The 19988-nt window shown below is 59.0% G+C and carries 16 protein-coding genes; 9 read left to right on the top strand and 7 right to left on the bottom strand.

Annotated features, from left to right (window positions below; genetic code table 11):
- The first annotated feature begins 32 nt into the window (after positions 1-32).
- Positions 33-1367: an amidohydrolase gene (locus ACA043_RS08820; protein WP_497658983.1), complete on the top strand. Its 1335-nt coding sequence runs from the start codon at positions 33-35 to the stop codon at positions 1365-1367.
- Positions 1368-1766: 399 nt separating this feature from the next.
- Here ACA043_RS08820 and ACA043_RS08815 read toward each other — a convergent pair whose 3' ends face one another.
- Positions 1767-2480: a UTRA domain-containing protein gene (locus ACA043_RS08815; RefSeq protein WP_187677495.1), complete on the bottom strand. Its 714-nt coding sequence runs from the start codon at positions 2478-2480 to the stop codon at positions 1767-1769.
- A 352-nt stretch (positions 2481-2832) separates the two neighbouring features.
- Between ACA043_RS08815 and ACA043_RS08810 the strand changes: the two genes are divergently transcribed.
- The 6 genes from ACA043_RS08810 (at position 2833) to ACA043_RS08785 (ending at position 8143) form a co-directional block, all read left to right on the top strand.
- Positions 2833-3900: an ABC transporter substrate-binding protein gene (locus ACA043_RS08810; protein ID WP_489878573.1), complete on the top strand. Its 1068-nt coding sequence runs from the start codon at positions 2833-2835 to the stop codon at positions 3898-3900.
- Positions 3901-4033: 133 nt separating this feature from the next.
- Complete coding sequence (locus ACA043_RS08805) at positions 4034-4840, top strand: alkaline phosphatase family protein (RefSeq protein ID WP_187677493.1); 807 nt, start codon at positions 4034-4036, stop codon at positions 4838-4840.
- A 5-nt stretch (positions 4841-4845) separates the two neighbouring features.
- A complete protein-coding gene (locus ACA043_RS08800) occupies positions 4846-5682 on the top strand; it encodes an ABC transporter permease (RefSeq protein WP_187677504.1) in 837 nt (278 codons plus the stop codon).
- On the top strand, positions 5669-6469 hold the full coding sequence (locus ACA043_RS08795; protein WP_401271989.1) for an ABC transporter permease: 801 nt from the start codon (positions 5669-5671) through the stop codon (positions 6467-6469). The genes ACA043_RS08800 and ACA043_RS08795 overlap by 14 nt, the downstream gene beginning before the upstream one ends.
- The gene (locus ACA043_RS08790) at positions 6466-7455 is read left to right on the top strand and encodes an ABC transporter ATP-binding protein (RefSeq protein ID WP_187677491.1); all 990 of its coding nucleotides are present in this window, start codon (positions 6466-6468) and stop codon (positions 7453-7455) included. The genes ACA043_RS08795 and ACA043_RS08790 overlap by 4 nt, the downstream gene beginning before the upstream one ends.
- A 34-nt stretch (positions 7456-7489) precedes the next feature.
- On the top strand, positions 7490-8143 hold the full coding sequence (locus ACA043_RS08785; RefSeq protein WP_187677490.1) for an HAD family hydrolase: 654 nt from the start codon (positions 7490-7492) through the stop codon (positions 8141-8143).
- Positions 8144-8239: 96 nt separating this feature from the next.
- Here the strand turns inward: ACA043_RS08785 and ACA043_RS08780 are convergent, their stop codons facing one another.
- Positions 8240-9202 carry a zinc-binding dehydrogenase gene (locus ACA043_RS08780; protein WP_187677489.1) on the bottom strand — a complete coding sequence of 321 codons (963 nt, stop codon included), beginning with the start codon at positions 9200-9202 and terminating at the stop codon, positions 8240-8242.
- Between the two features lie 138 nt (positions 9203-9340).
- On the opposite strand from ACA043_RS08780, the gene ACA043_RS08775 reads away from it, so the two are divergent.
- On the top strand, positions 9341-11425 hold the full coding sequence (locus ACA043_RS08775) for a carboxy terminal-processing peptidase (protein ID WP_187677488.1): 2085 nt from the start codon (positions 9341-9343) through the stop codon (positions 11423-11425).
- Positions 11426-11559: 134 nt separating this feature from the next.
- Entirely contained in the window at positions 11560-13350 is a 1791-nt protein-coding gene (locus ACA043_RS08770; RefSeq protein ID WP_497658982.1) for a bifunctional diguanylate cyclase/phosphodiesterase, read from the top strand.
- Positions 13351-13363: 13 nt separating this feature from the next.
- Here ACA043_RS08770 and ACA043_RS08765 read toward each other — a convergent pair whose 3' ends face one another.
- From ACA043_RS08765 to ACA043_RS08745, 5 genes are all read right to left on the bottom strand, one after another.
- On the bottom strand, positions 13364-13780 hold the full coding sequence (locus ACA043_RS08765) for a hypothetical protein (protein ID WP_047599024.1): 417 nt from the start codon (positions 13778-13780) through the stop codon (positions 13364-13366).
- Positions 13780-18564 (bottom strand): RHS repeat-associated core domain-containing protein, encoded by a 4785-nt coding sequence (locus ACA043_RS08760; RefSeq protein ID WP_497658981.1) that lies wholly within the window; start codon positions 18562-18564, stop codon positions 13780-13782. Before ACA043_RS08760 ends, ACA043_RS08765 begins: the two co-directional genes overlap by 1 nt.
- Positions 18565-18801: 237 nt before the next feature.
- Positions 18802-19209 carry an SEL1-like repeat protein gene (locus tag ACA043_RS08755; RefSeq protein ID WP_187677484.1) on the bottom strand — a complete coding sequence of 136 codons (408 nt, stop codon included), beginning with the start codon at positions 19207-19209 and terminating at the stop codon, positions 18802-18804.
- Positions 19210-19581 (bottom strand): hypothetical protein, encoded by a 372-nt coding sequence (locus ACA043_RS08750; RefSeq protein ID WP_003223109.1) that lies wholly within the window; start codon positions 19579-19581, stop codon positions 19210-19212.
- Positions 19578-19919 carry a helix-turn-helix domain-containing protein gene (locus ACA043_RS08745; RefSeq protein WP_497658980.1) on the bottom strand — a complete coding sequence of 114 codons (342 nt, stop codon included), beginning with the start codon at positions 19917-19919 and terminating at the stop codon, positions 19578-19580. The genes ACA043_RS08750 and ACA043_RS08745 overlap by 4 nt, the downstream gene beginning before the upstream one ends.
- Positions 19920-19988 lie beyond the last annotated feature (69 nt).

Here is a 19988-nt window from a genome sequence, read left to right as displayed (position 1 = left end):
GAAGCCAAGAACAATAAACAAGGAGAAACCCGATGCAGCTGACACGCATTGCCCAGACCGTTCTGCTCACCCTGCTGGCCGGCCACGCCACTGCAGCAACAATGGACAGCACCCGCGAACAAATCGCCGCGCAGGCCAAGGCACTTGAGCCGCAACTGCTGGAAACCCGCCGCGACATCCACGCCCACCCGGAACTGGGCAACACAGAAAAACGCACGTCCGAATTGGTCGCCAAACAACTGAAAGCCATAGGCCTTGAGGTGAAAACCGGCGTCGCCCGCACCGGCGTCGTCGCCATCCTCAAAGGCGCCCTGCCCGGCCCGACCGTGGCTCTGCGCGCTGACATGGACGCGCTGCCGGTCAAGGAAGTCGCGGACCTGCCGTTCGCCTCGAAAGCCAAAGGCACCTACCTCGACAAAGAAGTCGACGTGATGCACGCCTGCGGCCACGACGCCCACACCGCGATCCTGCTGAGCACGGCGAAAATTCTCACAGGCATGCGCGACACTCTGCCCGGCACCGTGGTGTTCTACTTCCAACCCGCCGAAGAAGGCCCAAGCGACTTCATCCCCGACGGCAAAAACACCTGGGGCGCGAAAATGATGGTCGAAGAAGGCGTGATGAAATCACCCAAACCCGACGCCGTTTTCGGCCTGCACGTCTGGGCCGGCGTCCCGGCCGGCCAGATCGCCTACCGCCCGGGCGCCACCCTCGCCAGCTCTGACGACCTGCGCATCAAAATCCTCGGCAAACAAACCCACGCCGGCCGCCCCTGGGACGGCATCGACCCGATCACCGTCGGCGCCCAAACCATCGTCGGCCTGCAAACCGTGGTCAGCCGCCGTACCGACATTTCATCTTTTCCGTCTGTCGTCAGTATCGGCACCATCAACGGCGGCACCCGTTACAACATCATTCCCGAATCCGTCGACATGACCGGCACCATCCGCTCCTACGACTACGGCATCCGCCAGAAACTGCATGCGGACGTGCGTCAGACCGTCGAGAAAATCGCCGAAAGCGGTGGTGCGAAAGCCGACGTCACTATCATTGAAAAATACGACCCAACCATCAACAACCCGGCACTGACCGAAAAAATGCTGCCGACATTGAAGTGGGCGGCCAAGGATGACGTGGTGAATGCGCCGCTGGTGGGTGGCGCGGAGGACTTCTCGTTCTTTGCCAAGGAAGTGCCGGGGCTGTTTGTGTTTCTCGGTGTGACTCCACGAGACCAAGACATAAGCAAGGCTGCGCCGAATCACAATCCGGGGTTCTTTGTGGATGAGTCGGCGTTAGTGGTGGGCGTGAGGACACTGGCATCGTTGGCGACGGATTATTTGTATGCCAATGCCGGGGCAGCAAAATAGAGATGGAGTGACTGTGGGGGCGCCTTCGCGAGCAAGCTCGCTCCCACAGAAAAGCAAAGCCGAGCGCATCCGCTCTTCACCACTCAACAGAATGAGCGTTAGCTCGGCTGCAGCTTTTGATCTGAAGGCCCGTCGGCAGGCTGAGTGGAGGGATTGATCCGGGGGTGGGAGCGCAGCGACCGTTCGACGAAGTCGAACACATCGAAAGGAGGTGCAGCGAAGCAAACCGGAAGCGATGCGCCCGGATCAATCCCGGAGCGAAGGTACCCGAGCCACGGCGAGGGCCGAACGTCAGGGTAAAGACCTTTGCTTCCTTTGGGGCGTTTGCCAAAGGGAGTCGACCGTCAGGGCGAAACCATAAGAAGCCATCACCGCAGCAACGGATATTCACCCAACCGATCAAACGACATCGACCCCGACATGAATCGCATCATGCCGCCAAAACTCCAGATCACAATCAATCAACCGCTCATGCTGATCATAATTGACCCGAGCAATCCGCAACCCCGGGCTCCCCACCGACACCCGTAAAGCCGCCGCCGCATCCACCGACAACGACGTAGGCACGATCTCAAACCGCACCCGCCCATAGTGCAAATCGTAATGCCGCGCATACAACTCAGTAATCGACTGATTCAAATCAAACTCTAAAATCCCCGGGAAATACTGCGGATTCAAATAGTGCTCTACATAAAGCACCAACCGCCCATCAATCCGCCGCGACCGACAAATCTGAATCACACTCGACAACGCCGGCAACTGCAACCAGGCACACACCGCCGCCGAAGCCGGTTGCAGTCGAGCCGAAATCACCTCGGTCGAAGGCACCCGCCCCTGCGCACTGACCATCGCGTGAAAGTGACTGCGCTGCATCAGGTTGTAGGCCAGACGCGGTGGCGAAACGAACCAGCCCCGCCGCTCCTCACGATAAATCTGCCCCTGCGCCTCCAACTGCAACAACGCCTCACGCACAGTAATCCGCGTCGTGCCAAACAACTCACTGAGCTTGCGCTCGGCCGGCAACTTGCTGCCGGGCGCCAATAGCCCGTGGTCAAGTTGCTCCTGCAACACCTGGCCAATCGCTGTCACCGCTTTTGTTGCCTCATCGCGCATCAACGTTACCTATCTGGACTAGACCAGCACTGTTTCAGGGCAAAAACCGAACGACCTGCAAGCCGTTAACGAGTGTTGCAAGCCTAGGCAGTGCAGATGACCAACAGATGACAAACCTGCTCAACGGTCGCCTTAACGACTTGCAATACATCGGCCAAGTCCCTTGCCCGCCGGGGCTTTGAGCATGGTCTACGCTTATCTGGCAGCCGCCGATACCGGGCAAATAAAAGGCCTGAAGCAAGGCCACCGACATGAAAGTGTCATCCAGCCCCCTTAAATTGGCTCAGGTATTGCTGACCTAGACCAACACAAACCGCAATCGCAGCGTTGAACACGACCAAGGAGCTTCGTAATGAAACAGCTTTTCCTGGCAACACTGTTAGGCTCGACCATTGCAATGTGCACCGCCGCCATGGCGGCCGACACTGATCTGAAAACCCTCGAAGCCGCTGCGAAAGCGGAAGGCGCCGTCAACAGCGTCGGCATGCCCGATGACTGGGCCAACTGGAAAGGCACCTGGGAAGACCTGGCGAAAAAATACGGTCTGAAACACATCGACACCGACATGAGCTCGGCCCAGGAAATCGCCAAATTCGCTGCGGAAAAAGATAATGCCAGCGCCGATATCGGCGACGTCGGTGCCGCCTTCGGCCCGATCGCGGTCAAGCAAGGCGTGGTGCAACCGTACAAGCCAAGCACCTGGGACCAGATCCCGGACTGGGCTAAAGACAAGGACGGCAACTGGGCACTGGCCTACACCGGCACCATCGCTTTCATCGTCAACAAGAAGCTGCTGCACGGTTCCGACGTACCGACCAAATGGGCTGACCTCAAGGGCGGCAAATACAAGGTTTCCATCGGTGACGTGAGCACCGCTGCGCAAGCTGCCAACGGCGTTCTGGCCGCAGCGCTGGCCAACGGTGGCGACGAGAAGAATATCCAGCCTGCCCTGCTGCTGTTCGCAGACATCGCCAAGCAAGGTCGCCTGTCGATGGCCAACCCGACCATCGCCACCATGGAAAAAGGCGAGATCGAAGTCGGCGTGGTCTGGGACTTCAACGGCCTGAGCTACAAGGCCAAGATGGCCAACCCGGATGACTACGTGGTGCTGATCCCGTCTGACGGTTCGGTGATTTCCGGCTACACCACCATCATCAACAAATACGCGAAGAACCCGAACGCCGCCAAGCTGACCCGCGAATACATCTTCAGCGACGCCGGCCAGACCAACCTCGCTCGCGGCAACGCCCGTCCGATCCGCGCCGAACACCTGCAACTGCCGGAAGACGTGAAAGCCAAACTGCTGCCGAACGAGCAGTACAAAAAGGTCACGCCGATCAAGGACGCCGATGCGTGGGAGAAAACCTCCAAAGGCCTGCCACAGAAGTGGAACGAAGAAGTCATCGTAGAGATGAAGTAATCCTTCATCTGTAGGAGCTGCCGCAGGCTGCGATCTTTTGATCTTGCTCTTGAAAGGCAAAGTCAAAAGATCGCAGGCTTCGCCAGCTCCTACAACGTTCGGTCCCAGCCTTGTTTTCGGAGTCACCGCCCCTATGAAGCACAACGTCATCCTTGTCGTGCTCGACGGCCTCAACTACGAAGTCGCGCGTCACGCCATGGGGCATCTGCAGGCTTACGTTGGCGCAGGACGCGCCGCACTCTACAAACTGGAGTGCGAGTTGCCCGCCCTGTCCCGACCACTTTACGAATGCATCCTCACCGGCGTGCCGCCGATCGACAGCGGTATCGTTCACAACGACGTCTCGCGCCTGTCCAACCAGCGCAGCATCTATCACTACGCGCGTGACGCCGGCCTGAAAACTGCCGCCGCGGCCTATCACTGGGTCAGCGAGTTGTATAACCGCTCGCCGTTTGTGGCCGCCCGCGACCGCCACACTGACGATCCATCACTGCCAATCCAGCACGGCCACTTCTACTGGAACGATCACTACCCGGATTCGCACCTGTTCGCCGACGCCGAAAACCTGCGCCTGCGGCACACGCCTGACTTCCTGCTGATTCACCCGATGAACATCGACGACGCCGGCCACAAGCACGGCCTCGACACCCCGCAATACCGCAACAGCGCGCGTTTCGCCGACATCATCCTCGCCGACTACTTACAGGCCTGGCTCGACGCCGGTTATCAGGTGCTGGTGACCGCCGACCACGGCATGAACAACGACCGCTCGCACAACGGCCTGCTGCCGGAAGAACGCCAGGTACCGCTGTTTGTTCTCGGCGACGCCTTCAGCCTCAACGCAGACGCTGCACCGAAGCAGACCGAAATCTGCGGCACGGTCTGCGAACTGCTCGGCGTGCCCCATGACAAACCTGTGTGCCGGGAGCTGCTCAAGTGAATGCCATGACTCGCGGCAAATGGCTGGCGGCACTGTGCCTGGTGCCCTTCGCACTGTTCTTTATCGTGTTTGAAATCGCCCCGCTGATCTGGGTGATGATCAACAGCCTGCAATCGGAAGAGTCCGGTTGGGGCCTGGAAAACTTCAGCAAGATCTTCAGTTCGAAGTTCTACCGACAGGCGATCCAGTACAGCCTGGAAATCAGTTTCTGGTCGAGTGTGTTCGGCATCATCATCGCCGTGCTCGGTGCGTACTCCCTGCGCCGGGTCGACTCGAAACTGCGCAACTTCGTGAATGCCTTCGCCAACATGACCAGTAACTTTGCCGGCGTTCCTCTGGCCTTCGCGTTCATCATCCTGCTCGGTTTCAACGGCAGCATCACCATCATGTTGAAGCAGGCCGGGATCATCGAGGACTTCAACCTGTACTCGAAAACCGGGTTGATCATCCTTTACACCTACTTCCAGATCCCCCTCGGCGTGTTGCTGCTCTACCCGGCCTTCGATGCCCTGCGCGAAGACTGGCGCGAGTCCGCCGAATTGCTCGGTGCCAACGGCTGGCAGTTCTGGCGGCACATCGGTCTGCCGGTCTTGACCCCCGCGCTGCTCGGCACGTTCGTGATCCTGCTGGCCAACGCCCTCGGCGCCTACGCCACGGTGTATGCACTGACCACCGGCAACTTCAACGTGCTGCCGATCCGTATCGCGGCGATGGTATCCGGCGATATCTCCCTCGATCCGAATCTGGCCAGTGCGCTGGCCGTGGTACTGGTGGCGCTGATGACCATCGTGACCGTCGTGCATCAACTGCTGTTGAAGAGGAGCTACCATGTCTCGCGTTGAATCCGGCCCGGCCGGCCTCTACCACCGCGTCGTGGTCTACCTGCTGTTCGCCATCCTCTTGGCACCGCTTGTGGGCACACTGATTTACTCAATCGCCAGCAGTTGGTCGGCGACCATTCTGCCCAGCGGCTTTACCTTCAAGTGGTACATCCAGTTGTGGAGCGATCCACGCTTCCTGCACGCCTTCGGCCAGTCATTGCTGGTCTGCGTCGGCGCGTTGGTGCTGTCGGTGGTGCTGATCCTGCCGCTGCTGTTTGTGGTGCATTACCACTTCCCCAAACTCGATGCGCTGATGAACATCCTGATCCTGCTGCCCTTCGCGGTGCCGCCAGTGGTGTCGTCGGTTGGCCTGTTGCAGCTCTACGGTTCCGGGCCAATGGCGATGGTTGGTACGCCGTGGATTCTGATCGGATGCTACTTCACCGTGGCGCTGCCGTTCATGTACCGGGCGATCACCAACAACCTTCAAGCGATCAATCTGCGCGACCTGATGGACGCCGCCCAACTGCTCGGCGCGAGCACCTTTCAGGCAGCAATTCTGGTGGTGCTGCCGAACCTGCGCAAAGGCCTGATGGTGGCGTTGCTGCTGTCGTTCTCGTTCCTGTTCGGTGAGTTCGTCTTCGCCAACATCCTCGTCGGCACCCGCTACGAAACCCTGCAGGTTTATCTGAACAACATGCGCAACAGCAGCGGCCACTTCACCAGTGCGCTGGTCATCTCCTACTTCTTATTCGTGCTGGTCCTGACCTGGATCGCCAACATTCTGAACAAGGACAAAAGCGAATGAGCTATGTCAGCGTCCAACATCTTCAAAAAAACTACGCTGGCACCACGGTGTTCAGCGACATCGACTGCGAAATAAACAAGGGCGAATTCGTCACCCTGCTCGGCCCGTCCGGTTGCGGCAAATCCACCCTGCTACGTTGCATCGCCGGGCTGACGCCGGTCGATGGCGGCAAGATCCTGCTCGATGGCGTCGACATCGTGCCGCTAAGCCCGCAGAAACGTGGCATCGGCATGGTGTTCCAAAGCTACGCGCTGTTTCCCAACATGACCGTCGAACAGAACGTCGCCTTCGGTCTGCGCATGCAAAAGGTCAATGCCGACGACAGCCATAAACGCGTTGCCGAAGTGTTGAAACTGGTTGAACTGAACGACTTCGCCAGTCGCTATCCTCATCAGCTTTCCGGTGGCCAATGCCAGCGCGTTGCCCTCGCCCGTTCGCTGGTGACTCGTCCGCGTCTGTTGCTGCTGGATGAGCCGCTGTCGGCCCTCGATGCACGGATTCGCAAGCACCTGCGCGAACAGATTCGTCAGATCCAGCGGGAACTCGGCCTGACCACGATCTTCGTCACCCACGATCAGGAAGAAGCGCTGACCATGTCTGACCGGATTTTCCTGATGAATCAGGGAAAAATCGTACAGAGCGGCGACGCCGAAACCCTGTACACCGCGCCTGTCGATGTGTTCGCCGCCGGCTTCATCGGCAACTACAACCTGCTCGATGCCGACGACGCGTCGAAGCTGTTGCAGCGCCCGATCAACCACCGCATTGCCATTCGCCCGGAAGCCATCGAACTGAGCCTGAACGGCGAACTCGACGCACAGATCCGCAGCCACAGCCTGCTCGGCAACGTCATCCGCTATCGCGTCGAAGCGCGCGGCGTAGAGTTGGTGGTGGATGTGCTCAACCGTTCGGCCGCCGATCTGCACCCCGACGGTCAGCGTCTGGCACTTTCCATCGATCCCACGGCCCTGTGTGAGGTAGCCTGATGACTTTGCTGACGTTGAAGAGAGAACTGCACTGATGGCCCTGGCAATTTTTGATCTGGACGAAACCCTCATCCATGGCGACTGCGCTACCCTCTGGAGCGAGCAGATGGGCCGTTTGGGCTGGGTCGATCCCGAATCGTACATGCGCAAAAACAACGAGCTGATGGATGCCTACAGCCATGGCAAATTGCGCATGGAAGACTACATGGACTTCAGCCTCGAACCACTGATCGGCCGCACCCCAGAAGAAGTCGAGCACTTGGTCGGCCCGTGGGTTGAAGACTTCATCGAACCGATCATCTTCAGCGACGCGACCAAAACCATCGCCGCCCACCGCAAGGCTGGCGACCGGATTCTGGTGATCTCGGCGTCGGGCACGCATCTGGTCAAGCCGATTGCCGATCGGTTGGGTATCGACGAAGTCCTCGGAATCGAACTGGAAGTCGCGCATGGCGTGTACAGCGGCCATACCGTCGGCACCCTGACTTACCGCGAAGGCAAGATCACCCGCTTGCTTGAGTGGCTGGATGCTGAAGAGGAAAACCTGGAGGGCGCGAGTTTCTATTCCGACTCACGCAATGACCTGCCGTTGTTGCTGAAGGTCGATTTCCCGCACGTGGTCAATCCGGATCCGGTGCTGCTTGAACATGCCGAAAAGGCCGGCTGGCCGATCCATCTCTGGAAATAAAAGCAAAAGATCGCAGCCTCCGGCAGCTCCCACAGGGTGTACACATTCCACCGTAGGAGCTGCCGAAGGCTGCGATCTTTTGATCTGGCCTTTCTTTCAGCTCAGGCTGTCGTCAATCACCAACACCAGTTTTCCGGAAACGGTATTGCTCGCCAGTTCGGCAAATGCCGCCTCGGCGTCTTTCACCGGGAAAGCCTTGGCCAACTGCGGACTCAAGCGTCCTTCGGCAAACAACGGCCACACATGCTGACTCAGGTCACTGAACAGATCGGCCTTGAACTGATCGTCACGACTGCGCAGCGTAGAACCCAGCAATTGCACGCGCTTGGCCAACACCTGGGCCAGATCCAGCTTCGCCTCACGGCCCCCCATCAAACCGATCAACACCCAACGCCCATCCAGCGCCATGAGCTTGAGATTGAGCGCCGAGTAGTTGCCGCCGACCGGATCGAGAATCACATCGAACGGGCCGAAGTCGCGCAGGCTTTCCAGATCATCCGTACGCACTACGCCGCCCTGGGCTCCCAACGCTTCACAGTAAGCCAAACGCTCGGTCGAGCCGACGCTGACCCAGCACGGGTTGCCGAACGCCTTGCACAGCTGAATAGCGGCTGAACCAATTCCACTTGCCCCGGCGTGCAAGAGAACTTTCTCACCCGGTTTGAGCGCCGCAAGCTGAAACACATTCAGCCAGACCGTTGCATAAACCTCGGGTAATGCCGCCGCCTCGATCAGCGACACGCCTTCGGGAACCGGCAGCACGTGCCGCCCGTCGACGACCACCTCTTCGGCCATGCCACCCCCGGCCAGCAAGGCGCAGACCCGGTCGCCGACGTGCCACGAACTGCCCGCACCGACCTCGCTGATCACCCCGGAGCACTCAAGACCGAGGACTTGGCTGGCACCCGGGGGCGGCGGATAAAGCCCTGCTTTCTGTAATAAATCGGCGCGATTGAGGCCGGCTGCCGCCACTCGAATGCGGACTTGTCCTACATCACACGTAGGACTCGGCTCTTCAACCCATGCCACTTGACCTTCCACGCCTTGCAATGCCTTCACAGTGCCTCCATAGTGAGTCTGGACTGAGCCCGAAGCTGTAGCGCCGGGCTTTTTGCATTATGCGACCGGCTCTCGTAGAACCGGCGACTTCAAAGACGGCCTAATATGCGTTATCAATTGTCCCCGCGTCGAATCAGCATGAAGCATTTGCTCCCCAGCACCGCCCTCGCTCTTTTCATCGGCATCGGCCTGTTGCCGGTGTCGGGCAATACATTCGCAGCCAACAGCTGGGACAAATTGCAGCCTGATCGCGATGAAGTCATCGCCAGCCTGAACGTCGTCGAGTTGCTCAAGCGTCACCACTACAGCAAGCCGCCGCTCGACGATGCGCGCTCGGTGATCATCTACGACAGCTACCTCAAGCTGCTGGATCCGTCGCGCAGCTATTTCATGGCCAGCGACATCGCCGAATTCGACAAGTGGAAGACCCAGTTCGACGACTTCCTCAAAAGCGGCGACCTCAACGCCGGGTTCACCATCTACAAGCGCTATCTGGATCGCGTCAAGGCGCGTCTGGACTTCGCCCTTGCCGAGCTGAACAAAGGCGTCGACAAGATGGACTTCACCACCAAGGAAACCTTGCTGATCGATCGCAAGGACGCTCCTTGGCTCAAATCCACCGCCGATCTTGACGACCTGTGGCGCAAACGCGTCAAGGACGAAGTGCTGCGGATGAAGATCGCCGGCAAAGAGCCGAAGCAGATCCAGGAAACCCTGACCAAGCGCTACAAGAACCAATTGTCGCGCCTGGATCAGACCCGTCCGGAAGATATCTTCCAGGCGTACATCAACACCTTCGCCATGTCCTACGATCCGCACACCAACTATCTGTCGCCGGATAACGCGGAAAACTTCGACATCAACATGAGCCTGTCCCTCGAGGGCATCGGCGCCGTGTTGCAGAGCGACAACGATCAGGTGAAAGTCGTGCGTCTGGTGCCTGCCGGCCCTGCCGACAAGACCAAACAGGTCGCCCCTGCCGACAAGATCATCGGTGTTGCCCAAGGCAACAAAGAGATGGTCGACGTGGTCGGCTGGCGTCTGGACGAAGTGGTCAAGCTGATCCGCGGCCCGAAAGGCACCGTGGTGCGCCTGGAAGTGATTCCGGCCAGCAATGCACCGAATGACCAGACCACCAAGATTGTGCCGATCACCCGCGAAGCGGTGAAGCTTGAAGATCAGGCCGTGAAAAAATCCGTACTGAACCTGAAGCAGGACGGCAAGGACTACAAACTCGGCGTCATCGAGATCCCGGCCTTCTACCTCGACTTCAAGGCGTTCCGTGCCGGTGATCCGGACTACAAGAGCACCACTCGCGACGTCAAGAAACTGCTGACCGAGTTGCAGAAAGACAAAGTCGACGGCGTGGTCATCGACCTGCGCAATAACGGCGGCGGTTCTCTGCAGGAAGCCACCGAGCTGACCAGCCTGTTCATCGACAAAGGCCCGACCGTACTCGTGCGTAACGCCGATGGCCGCGTCGACGTGCTGGAAGATGAAAACCCGGGTGCGTTCTATAAAGGCCCGATGGCGCTGCTGGTCAACCGCCTGTCTGCCTCGGCGTCGGAGATCTTCGCCGGCGCCATGCAGGACTATCACCGCGCGCTGATCATCGGTGGCCAGACCTTCGGCAAAGGCACCGTGCAGACCATTCAGCCGCTGAACCATGGCGAACTGAAACTGACCCTGGCCAAGTTCTACCGGGTTTCCGGTCAGAGCACCCAGCACCAAGGCGTCTTGCCGGACATCGACTATCCGTCGCTGATCGACACCAAGGAAATCGGTGAGAGTGCCCTGCCGGAAGCCATGCCGTGGGACACCATCAAGGCCGCAATCAAACCTGCGGCCGATCCGTTCAAGCCGTTCCTGGCACAGCTCAAGTCCGAGCATGACACTCGCACCGCCAAGGATGCCGAGTTCGTGTTCATCCGCGACAAGCTGGCACTGGCGCAGAAGCTGATGGAAGAAAAAACCGTCAGCCTCAATGAAGCGGATCGTCGTGCCCAGCACGCCAGCATCGACGCCAAGCAACTGGTGATGGAGAACCTCCGTCGCAAGGCCAAGGGCGAAGAACCGCTCAAAGAGCTGAAGAAAGAAGACGAAGACGCCCTCGCGGCAGCCGAGCAGGACAAGGTCAAACCGGAAGACGATGCCTACCTGAGCGAAACCGGGCGCGTTCTGCTGGATTACCTGAAACTGAGCAATCAGGTGGCCAAGAAGTAAGGTGATGGCAATTTAATGCTGACGATCCCCGGATCGTCATCAAACAGTCATCATTCTGTCGTGCAATAAAGGACTGGGAGCCACTCTCTTCATCGAGAGCGCTCCCAGTCCTTTTTTTATCGCCAGAGATTGCCATGACCACGACCGAACAGCTGAGTGCCTTGAGCTCGATACTGACTCAAAGCGGTTTACACAGCCTGTTCCAGCCGATCATCTGCCTCTCTGAGCGACGTATTCTCGGTTACGAAGCTCTGACTCGCGGCCCGTCCAATAGCCCTCTGCACTCGCCCATCGCGCTGTTCGCGGTGGCGCGTCAGGCCGGACGCTTGAGCGAACTGGAAATCGCCTGCCGCCAGAGTGCTTGCCGTCGATTTAACGAACAGCAACTGCCGGGCAAACTGTTTCTCAACGTCTCGCCGGAGTCCTTGCTCGAAGCGGCGCATCAGCCAGGGCGGACACTGCAATTGCTGCAAGACTTCGGCATCCCGCCGAGTCAGGTGGTGATCGAACTCACTGAACAGACGCCAATCGACGACTTCCAGTTGCTGCAAACGGCTCTACATCACTATCGAGCGATGGGTTTTTCGATTGCCCTGGATGACCTCGGCGCCGGGTATTCGAGCCTGCGCCTGTGGTCAGAACTGCGTCCAGACTACGTGAAGATCGACCGGCATTTCATTGATGGCATTCATCAGGATGCATTGAAGCGAGAATTCGTCGGCTCGATCCTGCAGATTGCCAAAGCCTCCCGGGCGCAAGTCATTGCCGAAGGCATCGAACTGCCGGAAGAACTGGCGGTGCTCACCGAAATGGGCGTTGATCTGGTGCAGGGTTACTTGCTGGGTCGCCCCCAGGAACAGCCACCCCGTGACGCCCGCGCCCTGATGCCTAAACACGACAGCAGCGCCGTGGCCCTGAACGACGAAGGCAGCGACCTCAGCGCCCTGCTCAACGACCAACCCGCCGTGCCACGCGACACGCCGACCGCTACCGTGCTGGAAGCCTTCCGCCGCCAGGCCAACCTCAACTCACTGGCAGTACTCGACGAACAAGGCCAACCGTGCGGCATCGTCCACCGCCACTCTCTCTCGGATGCGCTGCTCAAACCGTTCGCCACCGACCTGTTCGCGCGCAAACCCATCAGCCGCCTGATGAACGACGACTTCCTCGCTGTGGAAATGAGCCAGTCGCTGCAACAGGTCAGTCGCCTGATCACCAGCCGCGCCCGTCAGCGGATCGAAGAAGACTTCATCATCACCCTCAACGGCAGCTATCTCGGCCTCGGTCGGGTGATCGACGTGCTCAAACTGATCACCGAACTGAAAATCCAGCAAGCCCGCTACGCCAACCCGCTGACCCTGCTACCCGGCAACGTACCGATCCAGCAATGCCTGACGCGCCTGCTGCAACAGGCCCGCGAATCAATCATCTGCTACGTCGACATCGACAGCTTCAAACCCTTCAACGACATCTACGGCTACGGCCGCGGCGACGAAGTCCTGCTGTGCCTGGCGCAGTGCCTCAACGAACGCGTCGACCCTACCCGCGACTTCGTCGGCCACATCGGCGGCGACGACTTCCTGCTCGTCCTCGGTCCCGAAGACTGGCGCAAACGCCTAAACCAGTTGCTTGATGACTTCCAAAGCCAGTGCCGCCGCTTTTACCGCCCCGAGCATCTAGAGGCCGGCTGCTTCATCGCCCCCAACCGACAAGGCATTCGCCAGGAATTCCCGTTGTTGTCACTGTCCATCGGCGTGGTGCATCTGCATCCCGAAGCGTGCGCACAACTGGACGCCAGCCAGCTTGCGGAAATGGCTTCGCAGGCGAAACATCATGCGAAGAATGTTCCGGGGTATAGCGTGCATGTGATTGATAGTCTCGCCTCTGCCGAGCTACATCGATTGCAACTTAGCGTACAACGTTGACTTGATTTTTAGTTTACCAAGCCGACTTATCTTCACTAGCAGCCATCAACAGATCCTCTTTCCAGATTTCTGTCGCTAGTTGATAGACATCTTGAAAAAACCTACGTGGACTTTCTAATGAATACCATTCCTCACGCGGCCAACTGTTTGTCTCGCATTCATCTATTTCAAATATGGCTTGAAAATCGAAGTTTGGATCCTTAAGCACCGCCTCTAGATTTTCAATGAGAGCCAATTTATGCCTATGTGAGAGATAAGGCTGATTCAAGCAATACTTCTTTATTAGCATACTTCTATCAGCTTGATCATTCGGATCATAAGCCTCGAGTTCTACACCCTTGGTCTCCTCTCTATCATAAACATCAAATATCCCAACGAACCACATTAAGTCAGGTTCGAAGCGTTCATTTAAAAATGGGTCTTTCAGCATCACTTTCCCTCCGCGGGGAAGCCCGTAAAAGGCTCCTGTGTATTCACTTTGTCGAATTTAACCTCAAACCAATTCATATCCTCATTAAGCCCCGGATTTTGTGAATCTTTTTTATTGGGTCTGTAACCGCGCCCAGCTCCAGGCAGTTCCAACCTAACTATTGGATTTTTCTTCTGATCCTTTCCTGTATGCCTAATCAAACCGTTTTTATCCTTCGTCATCGCTTTATTCAAGGCACCCAAATGCATGCGCCAGCTATGAAACTGAGAGCTTGGATTACCTTTGGCACCTTTCGGGACCTCACCGGTATGAGGATCCGCTCCATTGATCGCTCGCTGTTTGAGAGCTGGATCAGAAATTTCCGAACTATGTTTTTTCACAGTGTGCATGTCATAAATTTTTTCATACTCACTAACACGCCGCTTTGCATTTTCCTCGGCTAGTTCATCAATTCTCGCCCTCCGCTCCTGCGCCGTCATCTTCGGCAGCGCTGGCTCACCCTCATCAACCTTAGCCCCACCAATCCCACCCGGCACCGTACAACCCGGCGTCTTCGGCGGCGGACAGTTCGAACTCAACCCCAGCGGATCCACCCACCCCGTCGGATTCGGCACGTACTGGTACTGATTCAACCCACCCGCCAGCTTGATCGGGTCCGGCGTCAGATACCGGCCCAGCCGTGGGTCGTAATACCGATGCCGGTTGTAATGCAGTCCACTCTCCCCATCGAAATACTGCCCCTGAAACCGCATTGGCTGGTCGAGGTATTCCTCGGCGGCGAGGGTCAGCGCGGCAACTTTGCCGTAGGCGTCGTATTGCGCCGACCAGACGATTTCGCCGCTGTAGTCGGTGAGTTCCTGCGGGGTGCCGAGGTGGTCGAGTTGGTAGTAGAACGGGCAGGCGCGCTTCGGGCCTTTGCCGTCGAGCAGCGCCAGCGGGCGGAAGGTGCCGGGTTCGTAGACGTAGCTGCGGTGGTGGGTTTGGCTGCTTTCGGCGACGAGGTTATCGCCTTGCCAGAAGAACTCGGTGGTGGCGCCGTCGACGGTTTTGCTGATGCGCCGGGCGAAGGCATCGTATTTGTAGGACGCGGTTTTGCCGTCGGGGCGGGTCAGGCCGATGAGGCGGTGTTGGCAGTCGTAGCGGTATTCGGTGACGAGTTTCTGCGCGGTGCCGCGGCGTTCGCGGATCAGGTTGCCGAAGGCGTCGTAGTCGTAGTGGCGGTCGCCCTGCATCAGCAGGCGGTTGCCCTTGATTTGCGTCGGGCCGGAGCGATCCTGCATCAGCAGGTTGCCGGCCGGGTCGTGGGCGAAGGATTCCGGGAGTTCGTCGTGCGAGTGGCGCACGCGGATCAAACGGTCGAGAGCGTCATAGCCGTAGGTGCGCTGGCCGTGGCGGGTGTCGGCGATGTGCTCAAGGTTGCCGTTGGCGCTGTAGGCATAGTCGCGGCGATACAGCGAATCGTGCTGATGGCCTACGGCATGGGCGAGCAAGCGACCCTGATCGTCGTAGGTGTATTCGCTGAGCAGCAGGCCTTGCTGGCGTTGTTGCTCGCGTCCTGACTGATAGACGTGGCGCGTCAGTGACGCGCCGTTGAGGTCGATGGCTCTGAGCGCACCGCCCTTGGCGTGGTGGTAATCGAGTTTGCTGTTGTCCGGCAGGCGCATGCGTTTGAGCTGGCCGCAGGCGTCGTAGGCGTAACGCAAAGTGCCCCAGCCCTGGTGCTCGGTGATCAGCCGGTCTTGCAGGTCGTATTCGAAGGCCAGGGGATGCTTCTGACCGTCGTCGACGCCGGTCAGTCGGCCGAGGCGGTCATAGCGGTATTCGACCTTGATCCCGTCGGGCAGGGTTTTGACCAGCAGGCGGCCGACGGCATCGCGCTCGTATCCGGTGACCAACGTCGAGCCGTCATCGCCGAATTCGGTCTTTTCCAGCAGATGACCATTGAGGTCATAGGCGTAGCTCGTGCGCCGGCCATCGAAGCCGGTTTCCTGTCGGATCAGTCCGGTCGGCGTGTAGTCCAGACGGTACTTTTCGCCGGACTCGTTTTCGATTTCGGTGAGCAGAAGTTGTGCATGGTCGTAGCGGTATTGCACCCGCGTACCGTCGGGGTTGATTCGGCGTGAGACCAGATGCAGGTCGTCGTCATATTCGAAGCGAGTGATGCGGCCGAGTTCGTCGCGTTCGGCGGTGACCTGGTTGTAAGCGCCGTAGCTGTAGGCGCGCGTCGCGCCTGTAGGAAACGTCACCTGCACCAGACGGCCCACGGCGTCCCAGTGCTGACGCGTGAGCGCACCGTGTTCGTCCTGAGTCGTGCTCCGTCGCCCCAGCGCATCGTAGGAGAAGCGCCGCACACCGCCATCGGGCAGGGTTTCTTCAACCAATTGACCGAGACCATTCCAGACCAGCACATGCCGACTGGTGTCCGGATAACGAATCGACAGCAACTGCCCAAGCGCATCGTAGTGGTAATGCGTGACCTGCCCGTCTGGATCAACCGCTTCGGTAACATCACCCTGGGCATTGCGCCGGTACGTCCACACCGCCTCGCCGCGAGAGCGGCTGTGCAGGAAACCGTTGCGGTACTCGTAGGACGTCGGCTCATCGTCCGGTGGAAGCAGCGCGATCAGGCGTCCGACGTCGTCGTAGCGGTATTCGGTGACGGCGCCGAGCGGATCCTGCTCGGCGATCAAACGCCCCGCGTCGTCGTAGGCCTTGAGGTGCTCGCCACCGTCGGCCTCGACCTTGCGCACCAGCCGCGCACGCTCGTCGTGGACGTAGGTTTCTTCGGTGCCATCGACGTAATGCACCGCGACACTGCCGTCGTCATCCCAGACGTAGCGGGTGTCCATCTGCGAGAACGACGCCCAGTGCCGCACGCAGCGCGCCGATTTTCCGGCCCGTTCCCACTCCCAGAAGAAACTCGCCCCACCGGTCAGCTGACGCTGGAGGATGACGTGCTGATCGTCGTAGTCGTAACGCTCGCTGTCGCCAACGGCGTTACACGCTTCGATCAGGTGTTGATAAGCGTCGTAGCGATAACTGACGAGGGTTTGTTCGGTTTGCCAGCCACCATCACAAAACGTTTGGTAATCGACGCCGACCAGATGAGCCCGGTCATACCGCAACAGCAGCGCCCGCCCCGCACCGTTGTCCAACCGCTCAATGCGATCCTGACGATCCCGCGAAATGCGCAGACGATTGCCATACCCATCACTGACCGCCGTCAGCCGCCCGGCCCGAAAGTGATAAAACCGCGCAGTGTCCCCCGCCAGCGCAAGAATCAGCTCCTCCGGTTCATCCCCCAGAAAAATCGCCGCCCGCGACAGACTGTTGTGAATCGCCGGCCGCTCGACACTCGGCAACGGAAACCGCGTACGCCGGTTCTCATGATCCACCCAAACAACAAAATCGCCCTCAAACTCCAGCCGATGCGCCAGCGAATGGCTCCAGCCAAACCCCAGCCCGACATCGATTTCGGCGGCACTGGTGCGATACAAGCGGGTGAACTCGAACGGCAGCAATCCATCGAGCGTGCCGTCAGTCAGGGTCAGCAGTTCCTCACCGGTAACCATCGACACCGGGCAGCCGTTGGTGCAGGTGCTCGGCACACAATCGGCGCTGTCGCCGTTGGGGTTTTTAGCCTGATCGGGCTTATCGTCGTGAGGTTCGTCTTTCTTCAGCGAGGCGTTGCGCTTGGCATTCCAGCGCAGTTGCATCCGGCCTTTTTTCACGCCGGCCGCTATGCCGCGCGCGGCAACGGTTTTGTATTGATCAACGTACTTGATGAAGCCGTTGACGATGGCAAAAAGCGCCTTCACCAACCGCGTCACCGCTGACAGCAATTGAGCCGCGCGATCTGCCAGACGCAGCGTCAGATACGCGATCCCTGCGCCGCCACTGGCGAAAGTCAGCACAACGCTGATCAGCACATCGATCAGCAATTGCACGATCATCATCGACGCCGCTTCAGCGGTTTTGCCGGCGATCTCACTGGGCGGCAACATCTCCAGCCAGAGACTCGCCGTGCGTAGCAGCAAACACAGGGCCGCCTCGTCACTGACCAGCAGTTGAAGCTGCTCCATCACCTCAGGCGCGGTAGCTGCCAGATTGATCAGATCAGTTGCGCCACTTCCCAACCGTTGGGCAAACTTGCCCGGATCCTGGAGAATCTCCGACAACAATCCAATGCTATCCCACACCCCCTCGATCGCCGCCCAGCTCCCGGCCAGCATGCCGTTACCCGCCGCCGTCGCCACCGACTGCGACCACTGTGGCTTGAACCCCTGCCATTCGCTACGCAGCCAATCATCCAGTTCAACGGTCAGGCCATCGTAGGACTCAAAAAGATCTTCAACCTGTTCCGGGCTGACAGCACCGTGCACTTGCACCCGGTAGAACTTGCCCTCTGTGCCCTTGAACTGCCCCTTGCCTTGAGCATCCAGAGTGATGGGCGTCGTTTCGCCACCATCCACTGCCACCACATCGACCACGATGTTGCCGAGCGGGATGTCATACACCGACTCGAACTTGCTCTCGATCAGCATCAGCCCGCCCTTCGGGCACTGCACGACGTTGGAGAAAAACTGGTCGTCGCTACTGCTGACGGCGGTACTGCTCTCACCAAAGCGGATGATCCGCTCGATGCCCATCAGCGACGGAAGATCTGCGGCATGGCTGACTGTGTCGGCGGCACGGCTGGCCCAGTGTTTGAGCTGCTCGCGGTAGAGGCTGAGGGTGTCAGGGAAGCTGTCGAGTGCTTGCTCGATACGGGTGATGGCTTCCATCAACGCACGCTTGGGTGCGGGGTGGACTGAATAACCGGGTCGAGCATGAACGTTCCCTCGCGCAAAAATTAGGCGCGGGAACTGTGCGGGGGATCAATCAGGAAAGAAGTCAGGCGAGTAGGCAATAGATGTAGGACTAATCCTCAAACTATCCAAAAAAACAAACAGGCAGGCGAAAACGCAAACGTGGCGTGAGGTTTCCCTCACGCCACGTTTATTGAGCGGACACAGATAGACTTACTGCGTTGAATCCCGCGCACTCAACTCTTTCAACTTATGCTCGGCCAACGGATGCCCGGCCTTGGCAGCCATGCTCCACCAGCGTGCGGCCTCAGCAGGGTCAGGCGCTTTGCTCGGTGTACCCGTCAGGCTGATCACCCCGACCTGATAAGCCGCTTTGCCATCGCCGGCCAGTGCCGCCAGCCGCAACAGTCGCACGCCCTCTTCACGCGCTCCCAACCCTACACCGCGAAAGGTCAGGATGTGGCCGTAGAAGCTTTGCGCGCCGACATCGCCGAGGGTAGCCATACGCGCAAACTGGCCTTCAAGCCAGCGCCAGCCTCGGGGCTGGCGAACAAACCACGACCAGTGAAACAGCCGGCGAGCCAGCCAGTAACCGGCTCGCGCCTTGAGTCGTAAAAACACTCAAGCCTCCGCCGATTCCGGGTACTCGTATTCGAAGACTCTGACGACCTCCGAAGCATGCCATGACGCTGCGGCGACGCCATCGGACGGCCCGGAAAAACGCCCCAGGCGCTCGACGCATTCAAAAAAACCGGTACGCGGCAGGCGACTGGCGCCCTGACTTATCACCAGCGAACTGCGTAATGGTTGTTCGGCCTTGGCATCCAGCGCGGCCAGATGCTCCAACGCGGCCGTCAAGGTTTGCATCGCCGGTGTCGGCAATTGCAAACGTTCGAGCAAGGCCCGATAGGTCAACAGATGGCGCTGCCGGCGCGCCTGATCCAGCTCCCCCAGCAATCCGTCCCAATGTTGACGACTGATGCGTACGCTCACGATTCTTCCCTCCACCCTGGCACCGTCAGCTCCCAGGCCAGGCTGCGGCGAATCGCGGCGTCGGGCAGACGCTCGCCACTTTCGATCATGGCCAGATAAGACGGGCTGATGCCTACCGTGCGGGCCAGCGCCTCGACGGCGATGCCCTTCCCTTCGCGCAAACTGCTTAGTTGATCCAGACCTGGAAGAATCGGGTCCGGTGTTGCCACGAGCGGCGCTGGCGCCTGCTGTGGCGGTGCTTCTTTGATGCCTGCTGCTTTCAGTAGAGACTGATACTGAGCCCATGGCAAAACCGCATATTCGGGTTCGCCATCGCGTGCAATTATCTGAATATCCATGACTACCCCGTAGGACAACAACACTTAGCGAGTCGGCACTTTTCCTTAGAAGTGTAATCCTAACAGCGG

The sequence above is a fragment of the Pseudomonas sp. LBUM1648 genome, assembly GCF_059716145.1.
This window is presented reverse-complemented; position numbering and strand designations above follow the sequence as displayed.

Excerpts from the sequence above, each read along its gene's own strand:
- ACA043_RS08745 (WP_497658980.1), bottom strand. The coding sequence starts at position 19,919 with ATGGATATTCAGATAATTGCACGCGATGGCGAACCCGAATATGCGGTT.
- ACA043_RS08805 (WP_187677493.1), top strand. The coding sequence starts at position 4,034 with ATGAAGCACAACGTCATCCTTGTCGTGCTCGACGGCCTCAACTACGAA.
- ACA043_RS08770 (WP_497658982.1), top strand. The coding sequence starts at position 11,560 with ATGACCACGACCGAACAGCTGAGTGCCTTGAGCTCGATACTGACTCAA.
- ACA043_RS08790 (WP_187677491.1), top strand. The coding sequence starts at position 6,466 with ATGAGCTATGTCAGCGTCCAACATCTTCAAAAAAACTACGCTGGCACC.
- ACA043_RS08810 (WP_489878573.1), top strand. The coding sequence starts at position 2,833 with ATGAAACAGCTTTTCCTGGCAACACTGTTAGGCTCGACCATTGCAATG.
- ACA043_RS08775 (WP_187677488.1), top strand. The coding sequence starts at position 9,341 with ATGAAGCATTTGCTCCCCAGCACCGCCCTCGCTCTTTTCATCGGCATC.
- ACA043_RS08785 (WP_187677490.1), top strand. The coding sequence starts at position 7,490 with ATGGCCCTGGCAATTTTTGATCTGGACGAAACCCTCATCCATGGCGAC.
- ACA043_RS08800 (WP_187677504.1), top strand. The coding sequence starts at position 4,846 with ATGACTCGCGGCAAATGGCTGGCGGCACTGTGCCTGGTGCCCTTCGCA.
- ACA043_RS08815 (WP_187677495.1), bottom strand. The coding sequence starts at position 2,480 with ATGCGCGATGAGGCAACAAAAGCGGTGACAGCGATTGGCCAGGTGTTG.
- ACA043_RS08795 (WP_401271989.1), top strand. The coding sequence starts at position 5,669 with ATGTCTCGCGTTGAATCCGGCCCGGCCGGCCTCTACCACCGCGTCGTG.
- ACA043_RS08765 (WP_047599024.1), bottom strand. The coding sequence starts at position 13,780 with ATGCTGAAAGACCCATTTTTAAATGAACGCTTCGAACCTGACTTAATG.
- ACA043_RS08760 (WP_497658981.1), bottom strand. The coding sequence starts at position 18,564 with ATGGAAGCCATCACCCGTATCGAGCAAGCACTCGACAGCTTCCCTGAC.
- ACA043_RS08820 (WP_497658983.1), top strand. The coding sequence starts at position 33 with ATGCAGCTGACACGCATTGCCCAGACCGTTCTGCTCACCCTGCTGGCC.